9 protein-coding genes and 2 pseudogenes are annotated in these 11,934 nt (G+C 65.7%); 9 read left to right on the plus strand and 2 right to left on the minus strand.

Annotation, left to right across the window (positions count from 1 at the left end):
- The 4 genes and pseudogenes from A5708_RS07245 to A5708_RS07260 all read left to right on the plus strand — a co-directional run.
- Positions 1-686: pseudogene (locus A5708_RS07245) on the plus strand (cyclohexanone monooxygenase); the annotation flags it as partial.
- A 16-nt stretch (positions 687-702) separates the two neighbouring features.
- On the plus strand, positions 703-1,842 hold the full coding sequence (locus A5708_RS07250) for a PHB depolymerase family esterase (RefSeq protein ID WP_065027971.1): 1,140 nt from the start codon (positions 703-705) through the stop codon (positions 1,840-1,842).
- The gene (locus tag A5708_RS07255; RefSeq protein ID WP_065027972.1) at positions 1,842-2,222 is read left to right on the plus strand and encodes a nuclear transport factor 2 family protein; all 381 of its coding nucleotides are present in this window, start codon (positions 1,842-1,844) and stop codon (positions 2,220-2,222) included. The genes A5708_RS07250 and A5708_RS07255 overlap by 1 nt, the downstream gene beginning before the upstream one ends.
- Positions 2,219-3,268 (plus strand): TIGR03857 family LLM class F420-dependent oxidoreductase, encoded by a 1,050-nt coding sequence (locus tag A5708_RS07260; protein WP_065027973.1) that lies wholly within the window; start codon positions 2,219-2,221, stop codon positions 3,266-3,268. Before A5708_RS07255 ends, A5708_RS07260 begins: the two co-directional genes overlap by 4 nt.
- 16 nt (positions 3,269-3,284) lie before the next feature.
- Here A5708_RS07260 and A5708_RS07265 read toward each other — a convergent pair whose 3' ends face one another.
- Positions 3,285-4,781 carry an acyl-CoA carboxylase subunit beta gene (locus tag A5708_RS07265; RefSeq protein WP_065027974.1) on the minus strand — a complete coding sequence of 499 codons (1,497 nt, stop codon included), beginning with the start codon at positions 4,779-4,781 and terminating at the stop codon, positions 3,285-3,287.
- Between the two features lie 138 nt (positions 4,782-4,919).
- Between A5708_RS07265 and A5708_RS07270 the strand changes: the two genes are divergently transcribed.
- The 3 genes from A5708_RS07270 to A5708_RS07280 are packed head-to-tail and all read left to right on the plus strand — an operon-like array spanning position 4,920 to position 8,041.
- Positions 4,920-5,942: an LLM class F420-dependent oxidoreductase gene (locus tag A5708_RS07270; protein WP_065027975.1), complete on the plus strand. Its 1,023-nt coding sequence runs from the start codon at positions 4,920-4,922 to the stop codon at positions 5,940-5,942.
- Positions 5,943-5,953: 11 nt separating this feature from the next.
- Entirely contained in the window at positions 5,954-7,174 is a 1,221-nt protein-coding gene (locus A5708_RS07275; protein ID WP_065027976.1) for a cytochrome P450, read from the plus strand.
- A gap of 45 nt (positions 7,175-7,219) precedes the next feature.
- Entirely contained in the window at positions 7,220-8,041 is an 822-nt protein-coding gene (locus A5708_RS07280) for an SDR family NAD(P)-dependent oxidoreductase (protein WP_065027977.1), read from the plus strand.
- A gap of 37 nt (positions 8,042-8,078) precedes the next feature.
- Here A5708_RS07280 and A5708_RS07285 read toward each other — a convergent pair whose 3' ends face one another.
- Entirely contained in the window at positions 8,079-9,302 is a 1,224-nt protein-coding gene (locus A5708_RS07285) for a PucR family transcriptional regulator (protein WP_081292850.1), read from the minus strand.
- Between the two features lie 143 nt (positions 9,303-9,445).
- Here A5708_RS07285 and A5708_RS07290 point away from each other — a divergent pair, with 143 nt between their 5' ends.
- Together A5708_RS07290 and A5708_RS07295 are read left to right on the plus strand one after the other, a co-directional pair.
- A complete protein-coding gene (locus tag A5708_RS07290) occupies positions 9,446-10,969 on the plus strand; it encodes a long-chain-fatty-acid--CoA ligase (RefSeq protein ID WP_065027978.1) in 1,524 nt (507 codons plus the stop codon).
- Positions 10,970-10,971: 2 nt separating this feature from the next.
- Positions 10,972-11,832 (plus strand): annotated as a pseudogene (locus A5708_RS07295) (poly(3-hydroxyalkanoate) polymerase); the annotation flags it as partial.
- Positions 11,833-11,934: the final 102 nt, after the last annotated feature.

The raw sequence follows: 11,934 nt of genomic DNA on the forward strand, positions 1-11,934 counted from the left end.
TCAAGGACCCGGACACCGCGGCGTCGTTGGTGCCGGTGCATCCCTTCGCGTGCAAGCGACCGATCATCGACCAGGGTTACTACGAGACATTCAACCGGGACAACGTCACCCTGGTCGATCTGCGCAAGTCGCCGATTCGCGAGGTCACGCCGGTCGGCATCCGCACCGAGAACCGGGTGCACGAACTCGACGTCATCGTTTACGCCACCGGGTTCGACGCGATGACCGGTGCGCTGAGCCGGATCGACGTGTGCGGTCGCGGCGGAATGTCGCTGGGCGAGTTCTGGGCCACCGAAGGGCCGCTGTCGTATCTGGGCCTCGCGATCGCCGGCTTCCCGAACCTGTTCACGGTGCAGGGGCCGGGCAGCCCGAGCGCCGCCACGAATTTCGTGGCCGCTCTCGAACAGCACGTGGAGTGGATCGGTGACTGCGTTGCGTATCTGCGCGCCAACGACATTCGCACCATTGAGGCGTTGAGCACCGCTCAGCAGGAGTGGATCGATCACGCCACCGCGCTGGTTGCGCCGACCGTTTTGGTTCACCCGTCGTGCAACTCCTGGTACAACGGCGGAAACGTGCCCGGTAAGAAACGGATGTACATGGGATATACCGGTGGGATACCCGAATACCGGCGTCGCTGCGACGAAATCGCGGCCGACGGATACACCGGTTTCAAACTGGCATAGCTGGCGAGGGAGCGACATGGCGACGGCGATGAGCGGGCTGGGCCTGGCCAGAGATGTGGTCCGTGAATTGGGAATGCTGGCGCCGCGCACGGTGGCCGGGCTGCAGGAGTCGACCGGCTGGGCCCCGCTATCGCCACGCGGTGCACGTCAGTTCGGCGAGGCGATGCTCGACGAACTGGTGCTGAGCGCCTTTTCGCTGCTGGGCGGGAGCCCCGCCCCGATGCGGCCGCTGGAGGCGTGCACCGCGGCCGCCGAGGAGCTCTCCTCGCTGGGTATCGACCGGGCGCATGCGGACCCGAAACCGTTGCGGGCCAACTCGATACGGAAGCGCAGCATCCCGGGTCTGGCGTACGAACGGATGGCCTTCGAGCACGACCCGGCGTTGCCGGCCACGCTGGAGGCCGACGGCCTGGGCGGTCCGGCGCGGGCGGTGGTGCATCTGTGCCGGCACCGCGACGAGCCCAGGCCTTGGCTGGTCTGGGTGCACGGCGCCGGGCAGGGTGGCACCGAAGACCTGCTGTTGTCCCGGATCGGACGGATCCATCACCAGTTGGGTTTCAATGTCGCGCTGCCGGTGCAACCCGGCCACGGGTGCCGGCGGCGCCAATGGCCGGCCTATCCCGACATGGATCCGTTGGGCAATGTGGCGGGGATGATGCGCGTGGTCTCCGAGGTGCGCGCGGTGGTGCGCTGGGTGCAGCCGCGCGCCACCGCCGTTGTGGTCGCGGGGATTTCGATGGGCAGCCCGGTGGCCGCGCTGGTTTCCCATCTGGAGAAGCAGGTCGACGCGGTCGCCCTCTACACGCCGATCCTGGGACTCAACGCAATGATCGCGCGCCACCTGCAGCGGTGGGGCTCGTCGCGCGAGGGATTCCGCGAGTTGCTGGAATCGCCCGTGGTCACCCAACTGACCTCGGTGATCGACCCGTTGGCGGTCACCCCATCCCCGCCGCCGGACCGCCGGCTGATCGTCGGGGCGTGGCACGACCGGATGGCGATGCGCGAGCCCGCCGACGCGCTGCAGGAACGCTGGGGCGGCCAGCTGTACTGGTACGACGGCAGCCACGTCGGGCACATCTTCTCGCGGCGCGTGCAGCGCATCACCGACGGATTCCTGCGCGACGTGGCCGCGCGAAAAGCCGTGGTGCCCGACTGATGGCACCCACGTGGACCGCACGAACGGTGGTCGAGCTCTACAACCTTGTCGTGTGGAACGAATGCAACATCGACCTGGCCGACGAACTGTTGGCCGACACCGTGATTCGGCACGAGGTGGGCGGGGTGCGCACGCTGACCCACGCCGAAGCGGTGCAGCGGGTGGTGGATATGTGGGAGCTGGCCGACTCGTTGCACTTCGACCTCAACATCGTCATCGAGGGCGAGGATGGCGAGCACGTGGCGATCGTCTACGACTCGGCGATCACCACCAAGGACGGCACCCAGACCAGCATCGCCAGCATCGAGGTGTTCCGCGTCGTCGATGGCAAGATAACCGAGGTTTGGAACTGCGGCTACCAGCAAGGGGTTTGGAATTGAGTGACCGAGCACTTGATGAATTGGGTTTCTACCTGCTGGCCGGGGCCGGCGGGGAGGGCCCGGCAACATTGATGGACGAGGCCCGCCGCGGCGAGGAACTCGGCTTCGGCACCAGCTTCATCTCCGAGCGGTGGAATGTCAAGGAGGCGTCGTCTCTGGTCGGGGCGGCATGCGCGGTGACCAACCGGATGCAAATCGCCACTGCCGCAACGAATCACAACACCCGTCATCCTCTGATCACCGGGTCGTGGGCGACCACGATGCATCGCCTGTCGGGCGGCCGGTTCACGTTGGGCGTCGGCCGCGGCATCGCCGCGATCTACGGGGCCTTCGGCATCCCGGCGGTGACGACGGCGCAGATGGAAGATTGGGCCCAGGTCATGCGCCGGCTGTGGCACGGCGAGCTGATCTTCAACCACGACGGCCCGATGGGCAAATACCCCATCCTGTTCCTCGACCCCGACTTCAACGAGGACATCCGGCTGGCGCTGGTGGCCTTCGGGCCGAACACGCTCGCGCTCGGGGGGCGGGTGTTCGACGACGTCATCCTGCACACCTATTTCACGCCGGAGACCTTGCAGCGCAGCGTCACCACCGTGAAGTCGGCGGCGGAGAAGGCCGGCCGCGACCCGGACAGCGTGCGGGTGTGGTCGTGCTTCGCCACCGTCGGCGACCACCTACCCGAAGAACTTCGGCTGAAGAAGACTGTGGCGCGCCTGGCCACCTATCTGCAGGGCTACGGCGATCTGCTGGTCAGCACCAACGACTGGGATCCCGCTGTGCTGCAACGGTTCCGCGAGGATCCGGTGGTCACCTCGATCGCGGGCGGGATCGATCACAAGGGCACCGCCGAGCAGATCGAGCACATCGCGACGCTGATTCCCGACGAATGGCTCGAGCCCTCGGCCACCGGGTCGGCGCAGCAGTGCGTCGATCGCATCCGCAAGGAATTCGACTACGGGGCCGACGCGGTCATCATGCACGGCGCAACACCAGATGAGCTCGAGCCGATCGTCGCGGCCTACCGCGCCGCGGATCAGCTTTAGCCGGTCGGCGCGCCGGTCACGGCATGATGACGGTCCGGGTGACCGGTTCGGCGGCGGTCTGCCTGCTGGACAGGCCGCGCTTCAAGGACGCGAGCAGGGCGTCACGCGTCTCACGGGGATCGATGAGTTCGTCGAACCCCATATGTTCGGCCGACCGAAAGGACGCCTGCAACTCGGCCTCACGCAACTTCGCGGTGACGTCCTCGCCGGCGTGCGTCGCCCGGCCCAGCGCGGCCGCGCTCATGGCGCCCATCGTCGCGCCGGGGTAGGCGAAGGTCGCGGACTGGCTGTCGAAACCCAGCAGGGACATGACCATGGAGCCGAATCCGTATGCCTTGCGCAACGTCACGTGCAGCTTCACCGTGGTGGCCGTGGTCTGCGCGGCGAACATTCGTGCGCCGGCGCGCAGCACACCGCTGCGCTCGGACCGGCTGCCGGGAAGCATGCCGGGATTGTCGGCGAGGAAGACGAGGGGGAGGTGGAACGAGTCGGCCACCATGATGAAGTGCGCCGCCTTATCCGCGGCCGCGGCGTCGATGGAGCCGGCGAGCACCAGGGGCTGGTTGGCCACCACTGCGACCGGGTGACCGCCGAGATGGGCCAGCGCGCAGATGATCGCCTTGCCGTACTGCGGCTGTACCTCGAACCAGTCGGGCCGGTCGAAGACAACGTCGAGCACGGCGCGCATGTCGTAAACGCGGCGGTTGTCGCGGGACACGATGTCGAGCAACTCCGGCGTCGCACGTGGCTCGGTTTCCTCGTCCTGCGGCAACGATGCGGGGTACGACCATGCGCTCGGCGGAAAGTAGGACAGGTAGCGCCGGACATCGTCGAGGACGGCCTCGTCGTCCTCCGCGACATTGTGGATCACCCCGCTGGGCAGCGCGACATCCGGCCCACCGAGGTCCTCCTTCGAAATGTCTTCTCCGGTGGACTCTTTGACGACGGGCGGCCCGGCGGTGAAGATCGCGCCCTGCCTGCTCATGATCCGGAAGTCGCAGACCGGGGCCACCAGCGCGCCGTGTCCGGCCGAGGGCCCGAACACGGCACCGACGGTGGGCACGCGGCCGGAGCACTGCGCCTGGGCCAGTAGGTCGGTGGGGGTGCGGCCGTAGTGCCCGCCGCCGGGACGAAAGCCGGCGCCTTCGAGCAACATCACCAGCGGGATCTTGTCGCGCAGCGCCAGTTCGGCGATTCGGTATCGCTTGGAGTTGCCGCCCGGCCCGATGCTGCCCGCCATGGTGGTGAAGTCCTCGGCGCCCAGCATCACCGGTGAACCGTTGATCTTACCGGAGCCGACGATCAGGCCGTCGGCAGCGATCTCACCACCGACCAGAGTGCCGAGCTCTCGGAACGTGCCCGGGTCGAGGAGGTACTCGATCCGCGCGCGGGCGTCGATCTTGCCCTTGTTGCGGTGCTTGTCGAGTCGCTCCGGCCCGCCCATTTCCCGCGCGTGCTGACGGCGCCGCTCGAGATCCTCGAGCGTTTCTCCCCAATCCTGGGCTTTCGGCATGCCTATGTCCTACCTCATGCAGATTCGTCGCGCGACCAGTTCTATGGTGGCGACCCGCTGCGCCCGGCTACGCCGCGCTTGCGATCACCACAGATTTGTAGGGTCACATACTGGATTGCTTACTGTAAAGTTACCCGCATGCCTGACGCCGCCCGCCTCAAGGTCGACGGCGGCATCCCCAACCGGCTCGCGCAGGTGGCCGACGCGTCCGCCGCGTTAGAGGAGCGGGGGTATGACGGAGGCTGGACGGCCGAAACCAACCACGACCCTTTCCTGCCGCTCTTGCTGGCCGCGGAACACACCTCGCGCCTCGAACTCGGCACCAACATCGCGGTGGCGTTCGCACGCAGTCCGATGACCGTCGCCAACGTCGGCTGGGACCTGCAGGCGTACTCGAAGGGCCGGTTCATCCTCGGACTGGGGACCCAGATCCAGCCGCATATCGAAAAGCGCTTCAGCATGCCCTGGAGTCATCCGGCGCGCCGGATGGCCGAATTCGTGTCCGCGTTGCGTGCCATCTGGTCGGCATGGACGGATGGCACCAAGCTTCGCTTCGAGGGCGACTTCTACACCCACAAGATCATGACTCCGATGTTCACCCCTGAGCCGCAGCCACATCCGCCGCCCAAGATCTTTCTGGCCGCGGTGGGCGAAACGATGACCGAGATGTGCGGCCAGGTGGCCGACGGTCACCTGGGGCACCCGATGGTCTCCAAGCGCTACCTCGATGAGGTGACGGTGCCGGCGCTGCTGCGCGGCATGCAACGCAGCGGCCGTGATCGCGGCGATTTCGAGGTGTCGTGCGAAGTGCTCATCGCCACCGGGCGCGACGACGCCGAACTGGCCACCGCCACTGCGGCGGTGCGCAAGCAGATCGCTTTCTACGGCTCGACGCCGGCTTACCGCAAGGTCCTCGATCTGCACGGGTGGGGTGACCTGCACACCGACCTGAACAGGCTTTCCAAGCAAGGGGAATGGGACGCGATGGGACCGCTCATCGACGACGAGATGCTTGCCGCATTCGCCGTCGTCGGGCCGCTCGACACCATCGCCGCCGGGCTGAAAAGCCGCTGCGACGGCGCGGTTGACCGTGTCCTGCCCATCTTCTTGACCGCGTCACAACCCTGTATCACCGCCGCATTGAAGGAGTTTCGCCAGTGAGCACAACGACGATGGACGAGGCCGCCAAGCTGTTGGCGGATCCGTTGGCGTACACCGATGAGCAGCGACTGCATGCGGCGCTGGCGCACCTGCGCGCCACTGCTCCGGTGTCGTGGGTGGAGGTTCCGAACTACCGCCCCTTTTGGGCGATCACCAAACACGCCGACGTCATGGACATCGAACGCGAAAACATGCTCTTCACCAACTGGCCCCGGCCGGTGTTGACCAATATGGCAGGCGACGAAATGCAGGCTGCCGCCGGCGTACGCACGCTGATCCACCTGGACGATCCGCAGCACCGGGTGGTGCGCGCGATCGGTTCGGATTGGTTTCGGCCAAAGGCGATGCGGGCGTTGAAGGTTCGCGTCGACGAGCTGGCCAAGATCTACGTCGACAAGATGAGGGCGGCGGGCCCCGAATGTGACTTCGTTCAGGAAGTCGCCGTCAATTACCCGCTCTATGTGATCATGTCGCTGCTGGGGCTGCCCGAGGCCGACTTCCCCCGGATGCTCAAGCTGACCCAGGAACTGTTCGGCAGTGAGGACTCCGAATTCAGGCGCGGCAGCACCAACGAGGATCAGCTGCCCGCGTTGCTGGACATGTTCGGATACTTCAACGGGGTGACCGCCGCGCGCCGGGAGCATCCCACCGAGGACCTCGCGTCGGCGATCGCCAACGCCCGCGTCGACGGAGAACCGTTGTCGGACATCGAAACCGTCTCCTACTACCTCATCGTCGCCACCGCGGGTCATGACACCACCAGTGCCACCATCTCCGGTGGCCTGCAGGCGCTGGTGGAAAATCCAGACCAGCGGCTGCGCTTGCGCGACGACCTCGGCTTGATGCCGCTGGCCACCGAGGAGATGATCCGCTGGGTCACCCCGGTCAAGGAATTCATGCGCACCGCCGCGAAGGACACCACGGTACGCGGAGTGCCCATCGCCGCGGGCGACTCGGTGCTGCTGTCCTACGTATCGGCCAACCGGGACGAGGATGTGTTTGACGACCCGTTCCGCTTCGACGTCGGCCGTGACCCCAACAAACACGTGGCCTTCGGCTACGGTGTGCACTTCTGCATGGGCGCGGCGCTGGCCCGCATGGAGGTCAACAGCTTCTTCTCTGAGCTGCTGCCCAGGCTCAAATCCATTGAACTGACCGGTGACCCGGAGCTGACCGCCACCACGTTCGTCGGCGGACTCAAACATCTGCCGGTTCGCTACTCGCTGGTGTAAGGGCGCGCGGACGCGATCGGTACACTCCCCGTGGAGGTCTGAGCAATGACGCGCAGGACGATTCTGATCACGGGTGCCAGTGACGGCATCGGCGCCGCGGCGGCTCGACGGATGCGTCGGGCCGGCGAGAACGTGGTGCTGGTGGGCCGGTCGGAAAGCAAAACCGCCGCCATGGCGGCGGAGCTGGACGCGGACTATTTCCTGGCCGACTACGCCGATCTGTCCCAGGTGCGAGCTTTGGCCGACAAAATCCGTGCCGCATACCCGCGCATCGATGTGCTGGGGAACAACGCCGGGGGCGTGTTCTCCAAGCCGCAGCGGACGGCTGACGGCAATGAGATCACTTTTCAGGTCAACTACCTGGCGCCGTTCTTGCTCACCACGCTGTTGCTGGACGTGTTGGTCGGTTCACACGCCACGATTGTCAATACGTCCAGTTCGTCGCAGCGGCTGCTGCGCAACGTCACGCTCACCGATTTCGAAACAACCGACCGACGCCGGCCGAGCACCGCCTATGCGCTGGCGAAGTTGGCAAACATCTTGTTCACCAGGGAATTACATCGACGCTATCGCGACGACGGTGTTTCAGCGGTGGTGGTTCACCCCGGCTTCGTGAACACCAACATCGGTCACTCCTCTGGCTCGCGGTTCCTGACGACTGTGCAACGCACACCGGTCAGTCGCATGATCAAGACCCCGGAACATGGTGCCGACCAGCTGGTCTGGCTGGCGACCAGCACGCCCGGCGCCGATTGGACTGCCGGCGAGTACTACGCGAAGGGCAAAATCGCGAAGGTCAATCGGGCGGCCGACGATCCCGTGCTTGCGCGAGAGCTGTGGGAGCGTACCTTGACCAAGGTCGGTTAAGGGCCCCAGGGCTACAACGCGCGAAAACCGTTTGCCTTCAAGGCAATCGACGCTCGACCTCGAATGCCAGACACAGCTCAGCGAGGTCCTGTGGCCGCGAGAGCGAACGGTCCGTCAACTCCTCGATACGGTGCAGGCGGTGCCGCACGGTGTTGGGGTGGCAGAAGATCTTCGCCGCGGCGTCATTGGCGGAGCCCCCGACCTCGAGCCACGCCCGGAAGGTATCGACCAGGATCGATCGCTCCTCGTCGGGCAGCGCATCCAACCGACCCAGCATCGACGATTTGATCTTCGCCATGACCTCTGGCGCGCTGACGGCCGCCACGGCGAGTGGGGTGTCGTCGAACACGGCGACGAACGAATCGGCCGATCGCTTGCCGGTGAGCGCCAGCCGCGCGAATCGCAACGCGTCATTCGTTTCGGACAGCTCGCGGAACGGCGGACTGATGCCGACTCGGGCGGTCGCGGCATGATGGAGCACCTCGACCAGTGTGCCGAGCGCATCCGCCGTTTTCGGACCCCTGAGATGGACGATGCCGACCTGCAGGTCGGGCAGCAGCCGCCACGCCGAGCGGATGTCACGAACGGAGAGCTTGTTCTCGATGGCCGGCAATCCCAGCTTTCCGATCGCGGGCAGTTCGGCCGCCACGACGGCATAAGGCCCCGATGTGGGCAGCCGCAACAAGTCAGCCGCCTCCCACAGGCTGTGCCGGTCGGTGATCTGTCGGGACAGCAGCGCTTCCACCAATGCCGAGCGTTCTTCCTCGCGCTCGAGGATCTGCGCGGTGAGTTGTTGCCGATACGCGGTGCTCATTGCCTGCGTGAAGGTGTCCTGGGCCAGAAAGACCCGGGCGGTGGCATCCAGGATTGAATCGGTGGGTATCGCCGCTTCGCGCGCGGTGGCGATCGTCTTCTCCCACATGAAACGGAAACCGATCCGGTAGGCGGTCATCACCGCCGGAAGTGGCACACCGGCTAGCGCACGTGCGGTACCGGTCTGCGCCGCGGGCGAGACATCGACGTCGTCGTTCCCGGTAAGCGAATCGAAGATGAACGTCACGTTGGCCACGCAACTTTCGGCGACCTTGGCCTTGCTGACGACGCTGCCGTCGCGGTACGCGTCAATCTCGCGGCACAGCAAGTCCGCCATCGCTTTTCCCAGTTCCGGGGCGCGGGCCAGCATGAGTCTGCCGAGTTCGATGACGTGCGGATCAGCCGCCGCGCCACGTCGGGCGCCGCGGGTTTTCGATGCCGTTCCCATAGTCTTCAAACCCTATGCCCGGGTATCGCCCGGTGTGAGCGATAACAGTGGACCGGTTCCGGCGTTGTTTTTGACGACATTGTGTCGTGGTGTAGCGGAGAACACCCTGGAAGCAAGCACGTCAAGCACTTCGGAGGCTTCCCATGACCGCATTGAGCGCCAATCTCATCGCATCGAAGGATCGCGATCCCGAGCGCGTAGCGCTGCGCTGCGACGATTTGCAGTTCACCTTCGCCCAGTTCGACGACGCGGCTGCCCGCGTCGCAACGCTCTTGGAGCGGGCCGGGGTCGAGCCCGGCGACCGGGTAGGCGTGATGTTGCCGAACACGCCCGCATTCGCCATCGCCTTCTACGGGATCATGTACCGGGGCGCCGTCGCCGTTCCGATGAATCCGTTGCTGAAGTCGCGCGAGGTTTCGTACTACCTGTCCAACAGTGGCGCCAAGGCGTTGTTCGCGGCGCCGGCCTTCGCCGCCGACGCCACCGCCGGCGCGGCCGAGGTGGGCGCCCGGTGCTGGGTGGTCGACGATGCCGGGCTGGCCAAGCTCACCGCCGATCTGCCCGCGCAAGAATCTCCGGTGCAACGAGATGACGACGACGTCGCTGTCATCCTGCACACCTCGGGTACCACGGGCAAGCCCAAGGGCGCCATGCTCACTCACGGCAACCTGGGCCGCAACGCCGAGGTCAGTGTCCGCACCCTGGTCGAGACCGGGCCCGACGACGTGGTGATGGGTTGCCTGCCGCTGTTTCACGTCTTCGGTCTGACGTGCGGGCTCAACGGCTCGGTCCTCGCGGGCGCGATGCTGACCCTCATCCCGCGCTTCGACCCGGGCAAGGCACTCGAGGTGATCGAGCGCGACCACGTCACGGTGTTCGAGGGCGTGCCGACGATGTATTCGGCGCTGCTCGGTGTGGCAGACGAAGCCAAATCCGGGGCGACGCGGAGTCTGCGGGTCTGTGTCTCCGGCGGTGCGGCGATGCCGGTCCAGGTTCTCACCGACTTCGAAAAGGCTTTCGGCTGCACAGTTCTCGAGGGATACGGGCTCTCGGAAAGCTCTCCGGCCGCCGCGTTCAACCACCCGAGCCGGCCCCGGAAGGCGGGTTCGATCGGCACCCCGATCGACGGTGTCGAGATGCGGGTGGTCGATCTGGACGGCGTTGAGGTTCCGCAGGGGCAGACGGGCGAGATCCAGATCCGTGGCCACAACGTGATGAAGGGCTACTGGAATCTTCCCGACGCGACCAAGGCCACGATCACCGCCGACGGATGGCTGAATACCGGCGACGTCGGACGCGTCGACGAGGACGGCTACTTCTACATCGTCGACCGGACCAAGGACATGATCATCCGCGGCGGCTACAACGTCTACCCGCGCGAGATCGAGGAACTGCTCTACGAACATCCGGACGTGGCGGAAGCCGCCGTCATCGGCATTCCGCACGACTCTCTCGGCGAGGAAGTCGGCGCCGCCGTCGCTCTCAAGAAGGATGCCTTGGAAAAAGGCGAAGTGACGCCGGAAGAGCTGCGCGAGTATGTCAAGGCCCGGGTGGCCGCCTACAAGTACCCGCGCCAGGTCTGGTTCGTCGACGCGCTCCCCAAAGGACCCACCGGCAAGGTCCAGAAACGTGACATCACCGTTCCGACAAGCGAAAGCACACGATAATCATGGCAACGACCTCCAATCCCCCGGCCAAAGTCGACGAGCTGGCCGCGCCGCTCGACCTGCTTCTGACCAGTGCCACCAAACCGTTCGCCAGCCGAATGATGCCGAACGCCACCTGGGCCCGTTTCGGCGTCAACCTCGCTCAGCACCCCGGCGCGGTGGCCAACCGGGTCGGCACGTTGACGCGTGAGCTCGGCGATATCGCGATCGGCAAGTCACACCGCGTCCCGGTGCGCGCCGACAAACGCTTCAGTGACCCTGCGTGGCAGGAGAATCCGCTGCTGCACCGCATCATGCAGGCCTACCTTGCAGGTTCGGAGACGGCCGGAGAGTTGCTGGCCGACGCGCAGCTGGACTGGCGTGACAACGAGAGGATGCAGTTCGTCGTCGACAACCTCGTGGAAGGCCTGGCGCCCAGCAACAACCCGCTGATCAGCCCGCTCGGCTGGAAGGCGCTGATTGACACCGGCGGTCTCAGCGCCTTACGGGGCGCGAGAGCCTTTGCCCGAGACATGCTTTCAAAGCCTCGGGTGCCGGCGATGGTCGAGCCCGACGCCTACGCGGTAGGGGAGGACCTGGCCGTCACCAAAGGGGCCGTCGTCCTGCAGAACTCGGTGTTCGAATTGATCCAATACGCGCCGCAGACGCCCACGGTGCGCGCGATTCCCTTGCTCATGGTGCCACCGGTGATCAACAAGTTCTACGTCATGGACATCGCGCCCGGGCGCAGCATGATCGAGTACTTCGTCCAGCAGGGCCAGCAGGTGGGTGCTGTCGGCTCCGGTGATTTTCTGCACCGCGTCCATCGCCTCCACGATGGCGGCGCCGTAGGTATCGAAGCCCCAATCACGGTGGCGTGCTTGTGGGTTGCGCCATGAAATGGTGAAGACCTGCTGGCCCTGCTGGACGAAGTACTCGATCATGCTGCGCCCGGGCGCGATGTCCATGACGTAGAACTTGACAAT

Origin of the sequence: Mycobacterium colombiense (assembly GCF_001672755.1) — a bacterium.
GTDB classification, from domain to species: domain Bacteria; phylum Actinomycetota; class Actinomycetes; order Mycobacteriales; family Mycobacteriaceae; genus Mycobacterium; species Mycobacterium colombiense_C.

What these genes read in the sequence shown, in the direction of transcription:
- A5708_RS07280 (WP_065027977.1), top strand. Translation starts at nt 7,220, where the DNA reads ATGACGCGCAGGACGATTCTGATCACGGGTGCCAGTGACGGCATCGGC.
- A5708_RS07250 (WP_065027971.1), top strand. Translation starts at nt 703, where the DNA reads ATGGCGACGGCGATGAGCGGGCTGGGCCTGGCCAGAGATGTGGTCCGT.
- A5708_RS07255 (WP_065027972.1), top strand. Translation starts at nt 1,842, where the DNA reads ATGGCACCCACGTGGACCGCACGAACGGTGGTCGAGCTCTACAACCTT.
- A5708_RS07290 (WP_065027978.1), top strand. Translation starts at nt 9,446, where the DNA reads ATGACCGCATTGAGCGCCAATCTCATCGCATCGAAGGATCGCGATCCC.
- A5708_RS07265 (WP_065027974.1), bottom strand. Translation starts at nt 4,781, where the DNA reads ATGCCGAAAGCCCAGGATTGGGGAGAAACGCTCGAGGATCTCGAGCGG.
- A5708_RS07285 (WP_081292850.1), bottom strand. Translation starts at nt 9,302, where the DNA reads ATGGGAACGGCATCGAAAACCCGCGGCGCCCGACGTGGCGCGGCGGCT.
- A5708_RS07275 (WP_065027976.1), top strand. Translation starts at nt 5,954, where the DNA reads ATGGACGAGGCCGCCAAGCTGTTGGCGGATCCGTTGGCGTACACCGAT.
- A5708_RS07270 (WP_065027975.1), top strand. Translation starts at nt 4,920, where the DNA reads ATGCCTGACGCCGCCCGCCTCAAGGTCGACGGCGGCATCCCCAACCGG.